General features: G+C 29.7%; 22 protein-coding genes. 6 read left to right on the plus strand and 16 right to left on the minus strand.

The window, feature by feature from the left end; genetic code table 11:
- Window positions 1–21: 21 nt before the first annotated feature.
- Both FIA58_RS16320 and FIA58_RS16325 read right to left on the minus strand, forming a co-directional pair.
- The gene (locus tag FIA58_RS16320; RefSeq protein ID WP_140963760.1) at window positions 22–786 is read right to left on the minus strand and encodes an SDR family oxidoreductase; all 765 of its coding nucleotides are present in this window, start codon (window positions 784–786) and stop codon (window positions 22–24) included.
- 418 nt (window positions 787–1,204) lie between these two features.
- Window positions 1,205–2,110, minus strand: coding sequence for a DUF6268 family outer membrane beta-barrel protein (locus tag FIA58_RS16325; protein ID WP_140963761.1), 906 nt, complete (start codon window positions 2,108–2,110; stop codon window positions 1,205–1,207).
- 142 nt (window positions 2,111–2,252) lie between these two features.
- On the opposite strand from FIA58_RS16325, the gene FIA58_RS16330 reads away from it, so the two are divergent.
- The 6 genes from FIA58_RS16330 (at window position 2,253) to FIA58_RS16355 (ending at window position 6,703) form a co-directional block, all read left to right on the plus strand.
- A complete protein-coding gene (locus FIA58_RS16330) occupies window positions 2,253–3,269 on the plus strand; it encodes a sensor histidine kinase (RefSeq protein WP_140963762.1) in 1,017 nt (338 codons plus the stop codon).
- The gene (locus FIA58_RS16335) at window positions 3,266–3,958 is read left to right on the plus strand and encodes a LytR/AlgR family response regulator transcription factor (protein ID WP_140963763.1); all 693 of its coding nucleotides are present in this window, start codon (window positions 3,266–3,268) and stop codon (window positions 3,956–3,958) included. The genes FIA58_RS16330 and FIA58_RS16335 overlap by 4 nt, the downstream gene beginning before the upstream one ends.
- Window positions 3,959–5,135: 1,177 nt before the next feature.
- Window positions 5,136–5,894 carry a hypothetical protein gene (locus tag FIA58_RS16340; protein ID WP_140963765.1) on the plus strand — a complete coding sequence of 253 codons (759 nt, stop codon included), beginning with the start codon at window positions 5,136–5,138 and terminating at the stop codon, window positions 5,892–5,894.
- A complete protein-coding gene (locus FIA58_RS16345) occupies window positions 5,894–6,286 on the plus strand; it encodes a DUF5675 family protein (RefSeq protein WP_140963766.1) in 393 nt (130 codons plus the stop codon). The genes FIA58_RS16340 and FIA58_RS16345 overlap by 1 nt, the downstream gene beginning before the upstream one ends.
- A 35-nt stretch (window positions 6,287–6,321) precedes the next feature.
- Window positions 6,322–6,537, plus strand: coding sequence for a hypothetical protein (locus FIA58_RS16350; RefSeq protein ID WP_140963767.1), 216 nt, complete (start codon window positions 6,322–6,324; stop codon window positions 6,535–6,537).
- Window positions 6,524–6,703: a hypothetical protein gene (locus FIA58_RS16355; RefSeq protein ID WP_140963768.1), complete on the plus strand. Its 180-nt coding sequence runs from the start codon at window positions 6,524–6,526 to the stop codon at window positions 6,701–6,703. Before FIA58_RS16350 ends, FIA58_RS16355 begins: the two co-directional genes overlap by 14 nt.
- Before the next feature lie 190 nt (window positions 6,704–6,893).
- On the opposite strand, the gene merA is transcribed toward FIA58_RS16355, so the two are convergent.
- From merA to FIA58_RS16425, 14 genes are all read right to left on the minus strand, one after another.
- Entirely contained in the window at window positions 6,894–8,573 is a 1,680-nt protein-coding gene (merA, locus tag FIA58_RS16360) for a mercury(II) reductase (RefSeq protein ID WP_140963769.1), read from the minus strand.
- Window positions 8,566–9,177 (minus strand): mercuric transport protein MerTP, encoded by a 612-nt coding sequence (gene merTP / locus FIA58_RS16365; RefSeq protein WP_140963770.1) that lies wholly within the window; start codon window positions 9,175–9,177, stop codon window positions 8,566–8,568. The genes merA and merTP overlap by 8 nt, the downstream gene beginning before the upstream one ends.
- Before the next feature lie 11 nt (window positions 9,178–9,188).
- Window positions 9,189–9,560, minus strand: coding sequence for an ArsR/SmtB family transcription factor (locus tag FIA58_RS16370; RefSeq protein WP_140963771.1), 372 nt, complete (start codon window positions 9,558–9,560; stop codon window positions 9,189–9,191).
- Between the two features lie 116 nt (window positions 9,561–9,676).
- Entirely contained in the window at window positions 9,677–10,099 is a 423-nt protein-coding gene (locus FIA58_RS16375) for a DUF6943 family protein (protein ID WP_140963772.1), read from the minus strand.
- A gap of 1,632 nt (window positions 10,100–11,731) precedes the next feature.
- Window positions 11,732–11,884 carry a winged helix-turn-helix domain-containing protein gene (locus FIA58_RS16380; RefSeq protein ID WP_140963773.1) on the minus strand — a complete coding sequence of 51 codons (153 nt, stop codon included), beginning with the start codon at window positions 11,882–11,884 and terminating at the stop codon, window positions 11,732–11,734.
- A gap of 80 nt (window positions 11,885–11,964) precedes the next feature.
- A complete protein-coding gene (locus FIA58_RS16385) occupies window positions 11,965–12,408 on the minus strand; it encodes a hypothetical protein (protein ID WP_140963774.1) in 444 nt (147 codons plus the stop codon).
- Window positions 12,398–12,790 (minus strand): helix-turn-helix domain-containing protein, encoded by a 393-nt coding sequence (locus FIA58_RS16390; protein ID WP_140963775.1) that lies wholly within the window; start codon window positions 12,788–12,790, stop codon window positions 12,398–12,400. The genes FIA58_RS16385 and FIA58_RS16390 overlap by 11 nt, the downstream gene beginning before the upstream one ends.
- A gap of 12 nt (window positions 12,791–12,802) precedes the next feature.
- Window positions 12,803–13,324, minus strand: coding sequence for a hypothetical protein (locus FIA58_RS16395; protein ID WP_140963776.1), 522 nt, complete (start codon window positions 13,322–13,324; stop codon window positions 12,803–12,805).
- A 136-nt stretch (window positions 13,325–13,460) separates the two neighbouring features.
- The gene (locus FIA58_RS16400) at window positions 13,461–14,843 is read right to left on the minus strand and encodes a hypothetical protein (protein ID WP_140963777.1); all 1,383 of its coding nucleotides are present in this window, start codon (window positions 14,841–14,843) and stop codon (window positions 13,461–13,463) included.
- Window positions 14,840–15,691, minus strand: coding sequence for a hypothetical protein (locus tag FIA58_RS16405; RefSeq protein ID WP_140963778.1), 852 nt, complete (start codon window positions 15,689–15,691; stop codon window positions 14,840–14,842). Before FIA58_RS16405 ends, FIA58_RS16400 begins: the two co-directional genes overlap by 4 nt.
- A gap of 27 nt (window positions 15,692–15,718) precedes the next feature.
- Complete coding sequence (locus FIA58_RS16410; RefSeq protein ID WP_140963779.1) at window positions 15,719–17,746, minus strand: DUF4365 domain-containing protein; 2,028 nt, start codon at window positions 17,744–17,746, stop codon at window positions 15,719–15,721.
- A 28-nt stretch (window positions 17,747–17,774) separates the two neighbouring features.
- Window positions 17,775–18,515, minus strand: a complete 741-nt coding sequence (locus FIA58_RS16415) for a hypothetical protein (RefSeq protein ID WP_140963780.1) — start codon at window positions 18,513–18,515, stop codon at window positions 17,775–17,777.
- A 323-nt stretch (window positions 18,516–18,838) separates the two neighbouring features.
- Window positions 18,839–19,459 (minus strand): hypothetical protein, encoded by a 621-nt coding sequence (locus FIA58_RS16420; protein ID WP_140963781.1) that lies wholly within the window; start codon window positions 19,457–19,459, stop codon window positions 18,839–18,841.
- 60 nt (window positions 19,460–19,519) lie between these two features.
- Window positions 19,520–20,143 (minus strand): P-loop NTPase family protein, encoded by a 624-nt coding sequence (locus FIA58_RS16425; RefSeq protein WP_140963782.1) that lies wholly within the window; start codon window positions 20,141–20,143, stop codon window positions 19,520–19,522.
- Between the last annotated feature and the right edge of the window lie 79 nt (window positions 20,144–20,222).

Genomic DNA, 20,222 nt, shown 5'->3' on the forward strand with positions numbered 1-20,222 from the left:
AAAATTACATAAATTATCTATTTATAATAACATACCTCCGGAAAGTTCAATACGTTGACCGTTCATCCAACCAGCTTCTGAAGAGCAAATTAACGCAACAACCCCACCAATATCTTCAGGTTCTCCAACTCTACCAAGAGCTGTCATGCCAGCAATTACTGACCTCTTAGATTCATCTGATTTATTAGATCCTCCACCAAAATCAGTTGCAATTGCTCCTGGTGCTACAACATTTACCGTAATTTGTCTGTTTCCTAATTCTTTTGCTAAACACCTTGTATAAGTCTCTATGGCTCCCTTCATACTAGCATAAGCCGAAACATTTGGAAAAGTTACTCGAGTTAAACCTGATGAAATATTAATAATTCTTCCTCCATTATTAATAAAAGGTAGTAGTTTTTGAGTTAAAAAATATACTCCTTTAAAATGGACATTCATTAATGTATCAAATATTTCTTCAGAAGTGTCTGTGACAGAACCATAATGCCCTAAACCTGCATTATTAAGCAAGAAATCAATATTTGGTGAGCCTTCGTTTTCTTGTAAATGTTGTGTTACTTTTTCAACAAATGCATCAAATGATTTGACATTACCCGTATCCAATTGATAAGCAATTGCTTTTTGACCTAAAGAAAGAATTTCTTCTATCACTTTGTCTGCTGCTTTTTTATTGCTGTGATAAGTAAAAATAATATTATTTCCTTTTTTAGCTAAATTGATAGCCATATCTCTGCCTAAACCTCGGCTTCCACCAGTTACTAATGCGATTTTACTTTTAGTTGACATATTTATTTGTTTTAAATTTATACTGCAAATTTCGATCAGTTAATTTTAAGTGATGTAGTCAAAATATGGGTTGTTGTAGTCAAAATTTAGCTGTTGATTATATTTTTCTGTAGAGGAAGCACGAACTTTTCTTTTAATATCTTCATATCGTCACTCACTTTTCTATCCAGCACTTTTACATAATCACTAACAAGTAGTGCGTTTTTTACATTAATCGTGGTTTTATTTACTGTTATTTTGAAGTATTCTTGCGTTTTGTTAAAAACAACAACTTCTTCTAGGTTATAACTTTTCTGTATTATTATAATGTCTATAATGGTTTCTTGTACAAAGGAACTGCAAAAAAAAAACTATAAGGATTTTGTCCATTTTATAAGTGTTAAATTTTTATGAGAAAGGATTAGAATATTTTACATCCTTAAAACTTATAATTTATTTCAGCAGACAGGTAAGGTGAAAAATCAAATTTTGAATTAGTTATGCTTTCGTCAAAAATACTTTTTAGAGTTCTGTCATTAAAATATACTGAACGTATTGCATTGACTCCAAGAGTAATTGGTAAAGAGATATTATCAGTTATTTTTATTTCTGGTCTCAAGCCAGACACAAGATATTGATGTGTAAACATAGCATCCTTGCCATCTTTTTTAAGTAAGGCTAATTGTCCATTCATCTCTGCAATTAGACTTAAAGAAACTGTTTTGTTAAAACTATATCCCGCAGATCCTTGAAAACCGTTAAGCATAGAAACTCGGAAAATATATTGTTCTTCATAGTTATAATTTACATAGATTGCTGGAAAAAGCATAGGGTATCCCAAAGTATTTGTAAGTGCTAGACCTCCACCAAGTTCTAATTTTGGATTTATTTTTTTAACAAAAATAGCACCTCCATTTCCCAAAAAATTGTTGCTCTTTATTTTAGAAAACTGAGTTTCGCTCGTATAGATTCCAGCACCTGCAAAGGCAATTAACGACCATCTTTTATTTAACTGACGTACGTTAAATACTGACAACTGAACATTAGTTATATCGGACACAACCAAATTCTGAGAGAAGTTTTTGTTGTTAAGCGCTGCATAAACACCCGATGCATCTACACCCCAAATTGTAGCTAGACTGTCTTTGCTAAATTTCACAGAAATCGGAATTTTAATACTTCCTTTATAAATCATTGCTGAACCTTTGCTATTTCCGACCTTATTTCCGTCGTTATCTTTATAACTTGACAAACCAAAATATTCGGTTTTGATAGACACTTGTGCAATTGTTTTTACTGTCATAATAAGTAAAAGCAATAGAGTAATAAATGATATTGTTTTCATTGTTATTGATTTATTAATAATATGAGACAAAGCTATATTTTTACTTCAAGGCAATTTTTCACTTTTGACCATTGGTTATTTTTTGTTGATGAATGGTTATCTATTACCAATTAGAAAGAAGTATTTTTGTAAAAAATAAGATATGTTTACTATCAAAAAAGCAGATTACCTATTTTGGACTTTTATGTTTCTAATGACTTTGTTACAATTGTCAGATGATTTAACTTTTTTTGGAGCTTTAATTTTTTCAATAGCTATTACATTAACTTTAAGAATACATGTAATTTATGTGATTAATAAGTTAGCAAAATGGCATTTAACAATAAACAAATCTCCAAAATTTATAATCTATACCTCATTAGCATGCATTTTCACAGCTTTGATTTTATCATTAGAAGGATACATTATAGTAAATTTGATTTTGTCAGAAAAAATGGGAAATTCAAACGAAATGGTATCTTTGTTTTTCGGAATGCTGATGGTGAGCGTTTTGATTTCTGGAGGGAGTTATTCGATAGAATTATTTAAACAGAATGTTGAATCAGAAAAACGACATGAAGAATTAAAAAACAGTGTTTTAGAATCAGAAATAGAGCATTTGAGAACACAATTGAGCCCCCATTTTACGTTTAATATTTTGAATAATCTCCATTTTTTGATTAGAAAAGATAAAGAAGAAGCTCTTGAATTGCTCTCGAGATATAGTAAAATATTACGTTATTATGTATATGAATCGCAAAATAAGTGGATAAAACTTGATGATGAAATTTCATTTTTAAAGCATTATTTTCAATTAGAAACAGATAGATCTGGTGAAGGTTTACAAATTTCTTGTCAATGGAATATTCCTGAAAATCAATTACTGATTATTCCATTTCTGTTGTCAACGTTTGTAGAAAATGCTTTCAAACATGTATCTGCATTTACTGACAAAACTAATTATATTAATCTACATGTATTTTTAAAAAATGAAAGTCAACTTATTATGAAAATAGAAAACTCAACAGATACTGTATTAAATAGAACAAAAAAACAAGGTGTTGGATTGACATATGTTCAGAAAAGATTGAACCTTTCTTATCTAAAGAATTACAAATTATACATTGAGCCTCAAGAAAACAAATACATAGTCCAATTACAATTAAATTTGAAGAGATGAAATGTATTGTTATAGATGATGAAAGAATTGCAAGAGAAGGTCTTAATCAATTTATCCAGGAATTTGATTTTTTGGAAAACATGGGCTCTTTTTCTAATGCGTATCTTGCATTAGAAAAATTAAAAACAGAAACCATTGATTTAATATTTCTGGACATACAAATGCCTTTTCTTAATGGGCTGGAGTTTGCCAAAATGATAACAGATAAACCATCCATGATTATTTTTACAACCGCTTATTCTGAGTTTGCTTTGAAAGGGTATAAAGTAAATTCTGTAGATTATTTATTGAAACCTATTTTTTTTGATGATTTTCAAGCTTCTGTTTTTAAAGCTAAAAAAATGTACGATTTGATGTTGCAACAAGAGCACATCATGAAACCATTATTTTTTAAAGAAAACGGAGTTTTAGTAAAAGTTCATTTAACTCAAATTCTGTATATTCAAAGTATGCAAAATTATATCGAAATATATTTGGAAAATCGCAAACGTGTTATTGTTCATTATACATTGAAAAACATTTTAAATCAATTACCAAAAGATTTTTTTTTACAAATTCATAAATCTTATATTGTTAATACAAAATACATCACTCAAATTGATGGTCTAACATTGTATTTAAAGGATATTAACTTACCAATTGCAAGAAATAGGAAAGAAGGATTATTAAGGATATTTCTATCAAAGTAAACTAAATAAATACTCATGTGGATTTTAATATTTATTATAACTAGTTTGCTTTCGAAATGTATTTTCTAATACAAGTGCATGGAATTTTAAGAACTCCATAACAAATAATTTAAATTTACATTTTAGTGATTTATTAATTGGCTTTTGCTCTCTTGATGTAAAAGAGAATTGATACAGATGTGTTCATAGTTGGTGACCTTAAAGTTAGTATTAAATTTATTTGATTTAATAACTACACACAAGATGTACATTTTTTGAATATGTTGTTGAACACCTTGATGTAGCGGTGTTTTTCATTGAGAGGAGTCACTTATTTTTTTATATTTTAGTGACACCTCAAAAGACACCTAAACTTTTAGATATAATGGGTAATTTGATATAGCTCAAAAACAAAAAACCCACTAAATTGTTGAATATAGTGGGTTTTGTTACCATTTACCTTTCGGGTCGCGGAGAAAGAGGGATTTAAACCATCATTCTAAACTATTGAAAAACAAAGGTTAATATCTTGAATTAAATTAGGGTAACCGATTTTACCCCCTTTTACAATCGTAATGAATTTCATTAACTTGTGAAGTGTAAAAATACTACTTAATTGGATGAAAACAAAGAATTTATTTAAAAAGAATACTAAAATTTGAACTAGTTATTTAAGTATATAATGACCCTGTTTTTAAGTTAATAATTTTGAAATATTTTCAAGAATATTAACCAAAAATCAGGTGAGTTACTTGTTCATATTTTATGCCAGCATATGAACAAAATTCTTCAATTGTAAGAAACTCATTTTCGTGCTTGTTAAGGTCCTTTTTTACCTTTTGCATCAATCTAGTACTTTGACGATAACTTTTACCTGTTATTCGTTGTATGTCCTTTGGATAGATGCATACCCTCTGTTTTTCAATTTTCATACTTTATCTATACCTTTGATTAGGCTTTGACTTACTTCTGACTTGCAGAAATTCATCTGCAATTTAATCCTTTTTTATTAAACGTATTTATTGTGTTATTATGTTTATTTAAGACACTTGTGTCGTTTTTGGACATATGGTACACTCATGTCTTTTTCTTTAGCTAAATGTTATGTAAACTTTGTTTAAATCATTCGGAAAGTGGTTGCAACCTGTTGATAGAATGAAGGAGATTTTAAATGATTGTTTAATTAAATTTTTAAGTTATGGCTAGACAGAAAGGCATAATTAAATTAAAAGGTACTATCGGAGATATTACTTTTTACAAAACCCAAGACGGACATTTGGCTCGTGAGAAAGGTGGAATTGATGCTAGCAGAATTGCAAGTGATCCTGCGTTTCAAAGAACACGTGAGAATGGTTCTGAGTTTGGTAGAGCTGGAAAAGCTGGAAAGCTTTTAAGAACAGCTTTTAGACCATTACTATTGAACTCTGCTGATGGTAGAATGGTGAGTCGTTTAACTCAAAGAATGGTAAAAGTTATTCAAGCGGATTTAGTGAGTGATAGAGGTTTGAGAAACGTTATTGATGGAGAAGCTGAATTGTTATTTGGTTTTGAATTCAATATTCGAGGTAAGCTTGGAACTTCTTTATTTGCTCCTTATGTGGCTACTATTGACCGTGCAGCTGGAGAAATTAAAGTTGATTTGTTACCATTTATTCCTGCAAACATGATTGCAGCTCCAAGTGGAACTACTCACTTTAAAATTATTTCTGGAGGTGCAGAAGTTGATTTTGAAACTGAAACTTTTGTAGTTTCTAGTTCTGAAACTGCGATTTTGCCTTGGGACAATACAGCTACTGCTGCAATAAATCAAGTGAATGCTGTTACTCCAGCAAGTACAAAACCATTGTTTTTGGCAGTTGGAGTTGAATTTTATCAAGAAATTAATGGGCAAATGTATCCGTTGAAAAATGGTGCGTTTAATCCATTATCACTTGCTAAAGTTGATGGTGGTGTGTAATGGTTATTCATTTAACTAGAACTTATTTCCCTGACGGAACAAACGGAAAACTCGAATGTGAAGGTAAATTTATTTGTTATACGATTGAATTACCTTGGAAGAATAATGAAAAGAGAGTTTCCTGCATTCCTGAGGGGAAATATTTTATTAGAAAGCGATATAGTCAGAAATTCAAATGGCATTTAGAAGTTTTAGATGTAGCAAATAGAAGTTTTATTTTATTTCATCCTGCTAATAATGCATTAAGAGAATTGAATGGTTGTATTGCTCCCGTAACAAAACTTTCTGGTCCAGGTTTAGGATTGATGTCACGAAAAGCATTTGAAAAGCTAAAAACGTTAGTTTATCAAGCTTTGGATAATAAAGAAAGTGTTGAATTGATTGTTGAATAGATTCCTATTTTCATGGGAATGAAAAGATATAAATTATGAAAAAAATTGTAAATAGAGCTACAGCTCCTACTCCAAAGTTTTTTAAAGTGCTTCGAAATGTTGGTTTGGTTTTGGCTGCTGTTGGTGGAACGATTTTAGCTGCTCCAATTGCCTTGCCAGTATTAGTTACAACTATTGGAGGTTATATGGCAATTGCTGGAGGAGTTTTGACAGCAACTAGTCAGCTTACTACAACTGATGACAGCCAATAATCCCACATTGATGGGAACTGCTGGAGGCACATTTTTAAGTATAGTACCGAATATTCATTCTGAAGACATTGCAAGAACAGTTATTTTAGCTACTGTTGGAGCAATTGTCAGTTTTACTATTTCTTTACTGCTTAAAAGTCTACAAAAAAAGAAGCACAGAAAATAAGTTTAGCCCTTGTTGTGGTGACCTTTGGGTTAAACAAAATGAAAGCCTAGTTAATTTTGAACTAGGCTTTCTCTTTCTTATAAATATTAAAATATAGTGGTTTTCTAAAATTACCTTTACATTTATTTACAAAACTTAAATTACTTGTTTTTTTTTTTTTTTGTTTTCACAGAAAATTTCATAGTAAAAATTAACTTGCACAACAACTCAATTTAGAAACATCTTTTCCAAAAGTAATAGCTGCTAATTTTATTCCTTCACCAAGTGTTAAATATGGATAAAAACTATCAGCCAAATCTTTCACAGTAATTCCGAACTTGATAGCCATACTTAATTGTTGGATGAGTTCACCTCCTTCTGTTGCTATTACTCTTGCTCCAATTAATTTATCTGTTTCCGTATTGCGAATTAACTTTATAAAACCTCGAGTGTCTTGTGCAGCTAATGCTCTTGGTACAAGAACTAAATCTAATTTAGAAACTTCAAAAGGTAAGCCTGCTTTTTCTGCTTCTACTTCATCCATTCCTGCTCCTGCAATTTGTGGATCAGTAAAAACTACCCATGGTAACGATGTATAATCTACACTGTTTTTCGCTAATGAAAAAGCATTATTTACTGCTGTACTTCCTTCTTTTGCTGCTGTATAAACAAAAGGTGGTGTGTTTGCTACGTCACCAGCTGCATAAATATTGGAAATATTAGTTTCCATTTTTTCGTTAACTAAAATATGTCCTTTATCAGTCAGTTTTAAGTCAATATTTATTAGACCTAATTTAGACGTATTTGGCTTTGTACCTGTAGCTACAACAATATGTCCTTCTTCAATAATTTGAGTAATAGAACCATCAGGACATTTGCAATGAATAATCGTTTTATCACTATCTTTTTCAAATTTAATAGCTCTAAAATTTGGAAGGATTTCAATCCCTTCACTTTTCATTTGTGCTTCTAAAACATCTGTAATATCGTTGGTTTGACTACGTAACGGTCTATCTGTAAATTCTATGATACGAACCTTTACTCCCAAACGGTTATATGCCATTGCAATTTCCAATCCAATATATCCAGCTCCCATTATGGTTAAGCTTTTTGGTTTTTCTTCTAAATCGAATAAAGATACATTTGTTAAGTAGCCTACTTTATTTAGTCCTTCAATGTTTGGAATATTTGTTGTCGCTCCTGTTGCTATAATGATGTTAGTTGCGGTGTATATATTTTTTCCATCTACAAAAATTGTTTTATTATCTACAAATTCTGCCCAACCTTTAAGCATTGTTAAGTTTTTGAAATCACTTACCACATCCATATACTTATGTTGTTGTAATGTGGATACTAATGTTTTTTTGTCTTTTATTATTTGAGTAAAATCTATTTCAACACCTTTTGGTTTAATTCCTTTAAAATTAGAATGTGTTGCGTGATATGCTGTTTCGGCAGCTCTAATCAAATTTTTAGAAGGTACACAGCCAACATTGACACAGGTTCCTCCAAAATCTAATCCATCATTTACCATTAAAGTAGTTAAACCAATGCTTTCCGCTTTTATGGCTGCTGAAAATGCTGCTGAACCACCACCAATTACAATTAAATCGAATTTATTCTTTCCATCATAATCTTTGGCATTTGTAACACAGCAATTTTCCTTTTCAATATCCTCAATAACTGAATAATTACCGACATTGTTTACTGCATTAATAACATCTTGATTGCTTAACTTATTGGTGTCATATACAAATTCCCCTTTTCCTGTTTCGTGATTTACAGTACTATTTACAATTCCGTCTTTACTATTTAAATCTTTTTCGATATGTGATGAACACCCAGAACAAGTCATTCCGTTGATGTTTAAATTTATTATTTTATTACTCATCTTTTTCTTTATTAATTACTTTATATCCTGTTGAGTTTATTGCTTTTTCTATATCCTCTTTAGTCGTTTTTGTATTATCAAACTCCACTTCTGCGTTTGCCTTTTCATAGGAAGCATTGATATTTACAATACCTTCTAACTCATTAACTGCGTGTTTAACGTGTTCTTCACAAGATGCACAAGTCATTCCTTTAACATCAAAATTTAATGTTTGAATATTGGATTGTTTGACTATAACCACTTCTTTCTTATTATCAGGATAAAAAATAGGAGCATAATAAGGGAAAGCAATTGAAACTGCTGCAAACAATGTAATACCAATTAAAAAACCTTTGGTTTGAAACCATTTCGGTTTTGCATCAACTTCACAACCACAATCATCAGCATTTTTCGGTTTTAAATAATTATACCAAGCATAGCCAATTGCTACTATGGCCAAACCAATTAAATAGGGTCTAAAAGGTTCCATCCAAGATAGCGCAGATGCGCTTCCTCCAACACCAGCTATTAATGCTATAACAGGTGGTATGCAACAAGATGATGCTGCGACAGCAGCAAATATACCTGTGTATGCTGCATTTTTTGACGTTTTTTCTGTTTTCATTTCTTTATAAATTATGCTGTTTTTCTAATTAATTCTATAGACTTAAAAATGCTATTAAATATCTCTGTTTCATCTCTATTTAATGAATAGTAAAGCGTTTGACCATCACGCCTTGAAGTTATAATTCCTGCATCCTTAATTTTACGTATCTGTTGAGAGATTGCAGGCACACTCATTTTTAGAATATCTGCTAAATCACAAGGACATAGTTCATTTTCTATATTTAATAAATAGAGAATTTTTAATCTTACATCGCTTCCGGCAATTGATAAAAGTTTTGTCATTTTTTGAAAACTTCCTTCCATTTTATCCAAAGTTTCCATACAAGTTTGTAGCTGATTATGGTTGGCTTCTGCTCTTGTACAAGTTATTTCTAATTTCATAAGTTATAATTTACAGATGCAAACATATAACTAATTACGTATTTAAGCAAATACTTAAATACGTAATTTTGAATTTTATGAAAAGTTTAGCACTTTTGGATTTCTTACGTATTCAGTTACTTATTACAATATCTATATAAAATCACTTTTCTCATATCATTGATAAGATTTAGATTTTCATTGAATCGTTTTTCAGATTGTTCTAAAAGCTTTAAAGTTTGGACGTTTTTGAGGTGTTCTTCGTGGTCTTTTATCTCTTGGTTGACTTTGTTTGGAAATTCTTTTCTAATATCATGTAGACGTAAAAATGGAATTACAGAACCACAAAGAAACTGATGCCAGAATTTAGTTTTCCAAAGTGCATAAGCTGTTAAATTGATGTTGTCAAAATCTTCTTTATTCTCGAAGATGATAACAAAACTATTTGTGAATGGCTCATTTGAAGGCTTTCCACTGTTTAATCCTTTGTTCAAAATGAATAGGTGTGGATTTTTGTAAATCGTTCCTTTAGTGTACGTTTTAATGACAAATTTTAGCATAACATCGGCTTTTAAAAATTGGTTAGATTTTCAATTTTCTACGGTGTTTCTTATGAAATGCAGGTGTGCCTCGCTACGTTTACTCACGGATTTAGTTTGTTTTTTTTGTGTTCGTGAATTCCGCTTCGCTCCATTTCACCCAATAAATTTTTTCAAAAGAAAAAAAGAAAAAAAAGAAAGCCGTCATTTGAAGTGGAAGGTTTCAAAAAAGCAAGTTTTTCGGATAAAATACTACCCGAATTGTCATTGGGAAAGGACTTGTGAAGTATAGGATATATTTCAAAGCGAAATGGTATGGGTGGAGATTTTATCCGAAACCCGCAGGGCTTGAACTTGCTTTTTTGTAAACCTGGAACTTATCTTTGCTTCCTTTTTTTTATTTATTTTTTTTGAATTTCAAATCAATTGTTGTTTTGAAATCGGATGTGATTTTGGTATCGTTCTATCTAACGTGATTGTGTTTTGGAATGTGGAAGTTGTTTAAAGGGTATTGAATTTTAAAACAGGATAAATGACCATAGGCAAAACAATAATTATCTTTTATCCTGTTTTAAAATTTAATACTCTTTTGTGGATTTGATTTTTGAGGATGCTTTTTTTAATTATGAATTGTGAGTTTACTTTCTTATGAAAATGGGAAGCATCTTCAAAAAACAATGCATTAACTAACCTAGTGCGATGGGGCAGTAGCGCAGGCAAGTGTGTGCTTTTTTATTTGTTTATGGGATTGTTGTGATTGCTTTTATGTTGGATAGATGCCTTTTTGTGAGTGATTAGTAACTAGTGATTAGTGAATAGCTCTTGTGGAAAGGATTAAGGCATCTGGCCAACGTGAAAGCAATGGAGTTTGTAGTTTCTGGCAAATGAAAAATCATACTCTTGCTGTCCTTTTTTGTATTTGTGGGTGCCCGAAAGTAATTATGAATGGAGAATTATGAATTATGAATAGTGTTGTTATGGAATTGTAGCACGCACAAAAACAATGAAAATACTACCTATGTCTGCGGTTAGTTGATAAAAACAGTTCTACTTTTCATGCGATATAAAAATTATCTAACTACTACAAATATTCTACGGACTATTGAAAGTGGTTTGTGAAGGACGGTATTTTTTGTAGCTGTCCTTCGGCAAGCTCAGGATGACAACCCAACGCTCTAGCTGCAAAAAATGTTGTCCTGGAACAAACCACACGAGCGTTGGGTATGCGGCTTTTTTACATAATGTTATTATAGTGCATCCGTTGGTTTCTTTTGGAATGGGATTTTGATTATGCACTATAATGCCACATTATGTAACTAAGCTTGGGAGAAAAAATTACTGGCATGAGTTGCGTAGCGTACGTGTTTTTGTTTTGAGCGTTGGGCAAGCTCTTTGACTGATGGCTTATTGGATTTTCATTAATATACAAAACGTTAAAGCCAACAGGCAAAGTGCTTGATGTACGTTAGGACAAAAACCATGACAGTAATTTTTTTAGGAGTGTTGGCAAAGGAGTGTCAATTGGAAAGAGATTTTAATTCATTTATTTTAACCTTTTCTACCCACCTTTTCTACCCACTTATGGTAATTTAAAATGAATAACCCAGTATCCACCTTTAGCACCTTTCATTCTTTCTAGTATGCCTAAATCTTTTAAGAAAAGCAAGTTTTGTCAATAACAGAAAGGCTTAAGCCAATATTCTCTGATAGCTCACGAATGGTGATTTTACTGTTTTTATGAATATTTTTTAGAATATCAACTCTATTTTCCGTTAGGTTTTCTACCCACTTTTCGAAATTTTTCATTTTCGAATTATTTGGTTAAAAAAAATGTCCCAAATATTTACTATAAATGGGACATAATATACTCTTTGAAGAACAAAATATTATTCTATTAACTTATTTGGATTAATAACAGGTAATATAAAATTACTTAAAGCTGTACCTTGAAAACGAGTCATTAATATTCCTCTTGACGTTGAATATGTAATTGCAGCTAAAGCATTTCCTAATGCAGGACTAATTGTAACTGTATTGTCTTCTTCTAACTTGGTTAATTCTTCAATATTATCGACATGAAAAACATAAACAAAACTGAACGCTCCGATTGCTTCTTCGCTATCTTCTTTTTCACTTTTGGTTTCCACATTTACAGAAAAATCAGCTTTAACTAATTTATCTGGAATATTAAATCCCAATTCAAAGTTCACATTGAAATTGTGTCCTTGCACTTTTTCATCTTCAAAATCGAATGGACTATTAATTTGTCCTTTTATGATTTTAAAATCAACAATTTCAATTTTTTCAGGTTGTAATAAATTAGCTGACATTTGCTAATGTTGTTTTATTGTTTGTTTTTGATTTTTTCCATGCACTGGTATATGTTACATCGGTATTTATAACATTGTTTTTATACAATGTTACATATCCAGTTGTTCCCATTGGCTTGCGTTGTGGAACGTTAATAATTGTTTCCCCAAGTTCTGCTTCAAGTTTAGCTAAAGAACGCAACGTAAAGTTATGTTCTCCTACTAACCATTTGTTCACTTCGGAAGGTCTTTTCTCTAGCTTATCTGCTAAGTCTTTTTGGCTAAATCCTTTTGCTTTTAACAATTGATTTACTCGAACCACGATATCAGCATACAATCTCGCGAAGATTTTTGTTTCTTCCGGTGTTTCTGCTAAAATTCTTTGTGCTACTTTGCTTCTCATTGTTTTGGATTTTTAGAGGATGATTTCATCTGAACCATCATAATTAGTAAGTTTTCTATGTTTTTCATTTACAATTATTGTTCCATCTTGTAAAGCTTCATTAATTCGTTTTGCGAATTCACATGCTGCTCTCCATTCTAAATGCAATGAACTTGTTTGATTTGTTGGACCATCTTTGATGCCTCCATTGAAAAGAATAACTATATTATTTGTGATTTTTAAGGCATATAATCGTAATGGGAATTCAGGAAAATGATAGGTAATATTTTCGACTGTTCTTTTTCCTTGTACAGGTAATCCTTTGACTTCGTTTTCATCTCTATTGAATAATTCATCTATTGCTCCGTGATTATTACCAATTGATAACAATATAAAAGACAACAATTCTTGATTTGCTTCTTTATATTCTGCTAATGCATCATACTTTTCAAAGAATAAATCAGTTTCATTTGTCTCAACATCATCATATTTTACGGTGTAAAAAGTGCATTTAGCAGCTTCATCATCCCATATTTCTATAGCAAATATATTCACTTTATTATTATTTTGCAAACAAAAATACACTTTTAAGTGTATTTTATGATTATTTAATATACTATTTAGTTTATTTTTTCAAATGTAAGAATACTATTTGTTACTTTAAAACTATTTTTAATATGTCTTAAATTAGTTAGATAATTTCAAAATACTCTGCTTTAGAATTTTTATTGTAGAATTTAGCATGATTTATTACATAGCCGTTATATCCACTATTTTTTAAAATCAGTTTGCTTAATAAAGTATATAATTTAGCACTTGCATAAAGCATTTTATTATCTATCTCTTTGCTAGTTCTAGTTGTCTCATTGTTCATTAAAATATTACCGTGTAATAAATCGTTTCTAAAATCAATTGCTGCTTCATCTTCACAAGAGAGTTTGATTTTTAATTGATCAAAAGGTTGTCGTAATTTTTCAGCATTTGTTAAACGTTTGTGATTTATTGAGTTACTTAATCCCTTTATTTTTCTTCGGAATTTTATTTCTGCTTTTTCACCTATTTCATTAGCATATTTATCTATGACCGTGTTAAAGTCACTTTTTATATTTTCAAATATTGTTTCGTCTTTTATTACTTTTTCAATAGTATCCTGTTTTATTGTAATGATATTTGCCAGTGATTCTAAAATAACTGAAAAGACACCAGGCATTGAAACGACCGATTTTAGATGGCTTACTTCCATTAAAAAAATTATGGCTACCGAAAAATCTTCATTGTTTCTAATTTGTGTTATGAAATTTGAAATTACTTCTATGGGTATGACTTTTAATTTTCCGTAATAACTGTCTGCAATGTTCTTTTCCTTGTACAGTTTTGAATATGGGTTTGAAGTTACTGGATGAAAAATAGATTTTAATGGTTTTCTAGCTAGTCTTTGATAGATGAAATTTTCTCCCGAAAAAATATAGTTTTGACCACCGGGCATGTATCCAATTAAAAAGCCAATTCCTTTTTGAATGGCATAAGCATCCTTTTCAAATACTTGTAGCGATGAAGGTTCTAAGTTCTCTATTACAAAATAGCTTTTCTCTTTACTTTTATATTGTGTTATGTCGTATCTGTTTTGATTTACACTCGTTCTAACACAATCAAATGCCCAAGTATTTACGCCATCATTTTTAACTGTTTCTAGTTTTCTGTGGAAAACGTTGGTTCTTTTTGAATTGTCAAAAAAGAACATTCTAAATAATGCAACTTTGTTGATATTTCCTTTGTAAACCTTGTCTATATCAAAAGTATGTTGTGCTGAAACATTGGCAAAGATATCATTACTAGGTTCTTTAAAATCTATTGATTGGAATGTATATACTAAATCATCAATTGTGACTTTTATTTTATTGTCTGGATTGTACTTGAAAACTCCATCATAAACTAGTTTAAATTCTTTTTTTGATTTTGAAATGTGTGCTAGACCTTCACAATTTTCAATAATGATCTTGTGTTTTTTAAAACTTTCAAATTTTTCTATACAAAATAATTCTGGAGTGAAATTTTTAATTTTTGTTTCTTTCATTTTTTCTTTGATAATTGTATCATCGCTACTTTTAAAACATTCCAACACAATTTCGCAGTATTAATATCAGGATTGAAACCAGTACTCATTTGTTCGAACGGATGGATGTAGTTTCTAAAATCTCTTAGACTATGGCTAAATTTTTTTACATCTTCTTGAATGAATCTTAGTTCGTATGCTACATCGATAAAATTACTCAATGACCAATCTTGATATAACCTAGATTTACCTTCTTTATCCTTTGGAGCTGCTTTAGCTTGATTAAAATCTTTTGGATTTTTAGAAGCAAAACCCAGTAAAATTCCTTCTAAAGTGCTACCTATAATAACAATAGCTGATAATGGTGCATTTGCTTTGATATTAGCTTTTATTTCAAGAATTCTTTTGTTTAAGATATCACTTATTATTCCATCTAAATTTAATTCGAAAATTGAGATTTCATCAAACTCTTGATTAATGAAATCTTCTTCGTTTACTTCTTTTTTAGTTTCAAAATTTATTTTATCAGCTTTAGTGAATGAAATTTCTTTGCCAGTTCTAACCACTTTCCAATCATCAAAAGCCAGATATTCATTAAAAGAATTTATATGTTCATCAAGTATTTCATATCTACCAATGAAGTTTACAGGAGCAAAGAGTAATTTAATACATTTATCTAAATCTGGAGTACCATTGATTAAATTTAACTTGTTATCAGTATAGATCCAACGTGAAGGAAATCCTTGACTATAAATATCCTTTGAACCTAAACTATTAAAAAAACTTACTAGTTGAGGACCTGAACGGTATTCAGTTTCTTCATTGATTAGAAGTCTTAATTTTTCGAGAGTTTTTGAATTTAATATCATTAAATTTTTCAATAATAAGATTATTAATTATTTGTTGTTCAATCTATAAAATTTATTTTCAAAAAACTTTTTTCGCGCATTATACATATTTAAAAAACTTTCAAATCCTTTATATTCTAAATTACCTTCTAGCGGCCCTTCTTGTCTTATAGGATAAACATATGTATTAACTACAGGTACTACTCCTAATTCAAACATATATTTAAATTGTTCTTTCAGTTTACCTTTTTTAATTTCAAATATTTTATAAAATTTCTCTAAATTATTTTTTGGAACAATAAAATTACCAATCGGAAATAATGTCACCTGATAATGATCTACTTTATTTACATTGATATTTTTTTCAATCTCATCAAGTTTTATTAACTCGTTTCTTAACTGCTCAATCTTTTCTTTTGGATTATTTATTTTATCATCCAATAGTTCTTGTAACATTTGATGATTTGTACCTCCATTTTTTATAAATTCTAATTGTTCTTTTAAACTTTTAATATCTATTAATACAACTGTATCCTCTAATTCAGCAATTAATGTTTTAGCAAGTTCATATCTCTTGAGATAGTGTAAAATTTCATATTTTATTGATTTTGCAAAAATCTGATTTTCAATATGCCCTATTTTATTAAAATAATCAAAACAAGAATCTAAATTAATAAGTATTTTTTCATAATTATCAGAGTAGTCAATAATTATAGACTCTTTAGCTAGTTTTAAAATTTCGAAAGTTGAATACTTAAGGAAATCATATTTTTGTTTGTGCATTAGAAGATAATAAAAAGCAAAGTAATTGTTTGTAGTCTTTATTTCTTCAAAAAGCCCAAAGTATTCTTGTTCAATGTTAGTAAATAATAATTGAAGTTCATCATTGATTTTTTTTCTATATTCATAATTAACAAATAGACTTACTTCAAAAGCATTAATTCTGCATATATGTTTACTATATTGCTGGATAGCAATATTACCTTCATAAATTAGAAGTTCTGATTTTGCTCTCAATTTTACTTGTAATGAAGCTTCAATATTTGATATTATTGAATTTATACAATCTTCAAATTCTTCAACTCTTAAATTTTCAGTTTGAAAAAGTTTCTCCTTAGCAATTTCAATTGCACTATCTATTTTGACATGAAAGGTAATATGTTTATCAGGTTCCAGGTTTGAAATAGTACTATCATACTCTTCTTTAGTTATCATTAAGAGTAGAAGTTTAATAGATGAAATAATAAATATTAAGTGATTTTGTAATTCAATCACAAGATTCGCTTTTTCTCTTATTGCATTTTTCAAATATTTTAAGGAAGTTAAATAATCACTTTTATAATAATAAGCTAAACCTACTATCATATTGTATTTTGCAGAAAATGTACTACTATGAAGTGTTTTACTATGTAGTTCAATTACTTTATTCCAGTTAGATTGATTAATTAGTTCGAATCCATATTTTTCTACAATTTTTATAATTTCGATTTCACTAGTTACATTATCATTGAAATCAATAATTATATTTGATGATAAATGACTATGAGCTAATCTATCGACTAATGAACTATTGATTTTTCTAAATAACATTCCTCTTGCTAATACAACATCATATATTTTATCTACAGCTTGTTTGTCTAACTTTTTATAAAAATTTAATGTGTGATTCTGTTGCTTTTCCCAATTTGTGTTGTTAGTTTTCAGATTAGCAATAAAATCATTTAAATACTCATAATAAAACGTATCACTTTCTACTATATAAAAACCATAAAAAGCTGGATGAGTATTGTTTATAAGATATTGAATATTTAATAATTCAAATGATTTTGAATATGTGCCATTTTTTAGAGGTTCGTTTTTTTCTTTACTTTTTAACTGAAAATTGAAGCCAAAACCTGTTACATTGCCCTTATACTTTAATTCACAATGATAGTCAATTCCATTATCAATAACTTTTCCATCTAAAACAAATCTTTCTACATCAAATAATGGTTCAAAAATTCTTTGAGAAATTACTTCTAATTCTTGATTTCTTGAACTTTGTGGCAGTGCCATTTCATCTAAATTGTGATTCATTTTAATTTAATATTATAAATTTTGTACTTTAAGAAAAAGTATTAGTTCGCTTCCATGCATTCAACTCATCAATAAAAACATTTAAAACAGAAATATAATCTTCATCTAAGATTGTTCTATTTTCAATCTTTACTTTTTTCCAATTGTCAAATAAATTATAAACTGTCAAAAATAATTTACTATCAATATTTTTTAACCTAAGTAGATATTTATCATAATTAAAGTTTTCATTCGGGTCGGCAATAATCGAAACTAGTCTACCAATGTATGTATCAACGGCATTAGAGTTAATCTTGTTGAAAACTCTATAATACCTTTCTAGTTCATTTAATTCAGTTTCAGTGCATTTAAAAACATCAAAATCAGTAATGAATTTTTCTCTTTCAAATCCTAGTTTCAAGTATATTGGTAACATTTTTGCATGGTCTAAACAGTTGCTCATATGTTCTAAAAGATTGTAGCTAAATATAAAATTTAAAAACTCATCAGACATTATTCTGTTTTTTAAGCCACCACTAATATGCAGACCGTTCAAACTTAAGTAAACATGAAGTAATTCATGAGTAAATGATGAAGCACACAAATTGTTCTCGTCTATATAAAAGGTTACTTTTCTTGATTGTTGATATGCTGCATATTCAGATTGCAATGATTTTTTGAAACTGACTTTATAGTTTTTATTAATTTCATACCATAAAATTTGATTTCTTTTATCAATCAATTTATCTAAATGCAAATACTTCTTTTTAAAAAAAATATGTCCAAACATTTTTTAACTATTTTTTAATTATTATCGGCTTCATGTTTGCTCAAATATTTATTGAGTACAGATGTTTACAATAATGCCATGTGGTAACCTTAAAGTTTAGATTACCAAATTAGTAAAAATTTATGGATATTGTAGGAATACTGAATTGAGTTTTTAACAGTTTTATAATTTATGATTTGTAGTGCGTTCATGCGTTTAAAACTCACTATTTTACTATGAAACATTATTTTATATTTCATTTGCGATTTACTACAGAATGTGTAGTGTTTCGCTAATAGAATATTAGTTAAGCTTTGGCAGTAAATTGGTTTTGTTGCCGAAACTTAATTATTCAATTCCGTATCTATGTATGATTTTAAATTGTATAATTCGATTATATCCTCTTGGTCTCCTTGTAATTGGGCTATTTGAATAAATGCAATATCATTAGCAAAAGACTTTTCTCCAATTAAATGTTCTAAATGTGTATAAACTGCTTCTCTAAGTTTAGGGTTTTCTTTATGGACTATGTAATTTTTGAATAGTACTTTAATTCCTAAATCGGTTGGTTTGTTTGGGTTTTCTAGTGGTATGAAATACATTTCGCTTATTCGTAAAGTGATGCCGTAATACTCTAGTGGTTTGTCGGTGCCGTTTTCGTATTTTTCAATATTCATCTCTGGTTGAAGGAACGCTGTTATTTTCCAACGCTCTACAACTCGAGCATGATGAACTAGTAATTCTACTTCTTTGAAAAGATAGGGGTTTCCGTTTGCTGTAATGATTATCTCTGCACCGTTTGTTTTGTTTTTGATGATGATGTCCAGGTCTTTGTTGTATTGATGTAGTATTTCGATTAGCTTGTCGAAATGGGTTTTTAGTTCGTCTTTTGGGATTTCGTTTAAGAGTAGGAAAACGAAGTTGTTTTGTTGGAAGTAGTTCCAGAAGTTGGTTATTGTTTTCATGTTGTTACTTTTTTTAAACCCTAAGAACACAAAGGTTTACGCAATGTTCGCAAAGCTTTATTATCTCTTGTCGGATGTTGATTTATCATAGGCAATTAAATTTACCATCTCTCGTAATCTGGAGCGAACTCGGTTGCCGTAGTGGGTTTCTATTTCTGTGGCTGATAAGTTTGTGGTGATGTGTGTTTTTAGTTTTTTAGAGATGAATAGATCATATCGGCTTAATAGAATTTCTGCCATTACATTGCATTCGTTTCCGAAGTATTTTAAGTTATTTTCTGTTCCTAAATCGTCAAAGCAATAGGTTCTTGGTTCTGATTGGTATAGTTTACCTATGCTGTATTTATGGATTATTTGGTATCCGTCCTGGATAAATTCAAAACTTATATCTCTGCAGGGTTTTACGAAGAATTTATGTTCTGTGGCTGTTAGGTATTTCATTAAGTTCATCAATGATGTTTTTCCGCAGCCGATTGGTCCGGTTAATAGAATTCCTTTGTTGAGGTTTATTCCGTATTGAAAACAAGTTGGCTCGTCTTTTAAAAAATATGCGATTAATTTGTACACGATTGGGTAATCTGTTTCTATTATTTTGAAATGATTGCCGTATAGTTCTACGCCTTTTGCTTCGAGCTTTATTATTATTTCTGGGTAGTTGTAGTGGGATTTTATATTTTCATTCATTTGCCTGATTTTTTGTTCGCTAAAGCGAAGTTTTTGGAACACTAATGTGCTTCGCCAGTTCGGCTAAAGCCTCGGGTGA

The organism is Flavobacterium jejuense (genome assembly GCF_006491595.2).
GTDB lineage: Bacteria > Bacteroidota > Bacteroidia > Flavobacteriales > Flavobacteriaceae > Flavobacterium > Flavobacterium jejuense.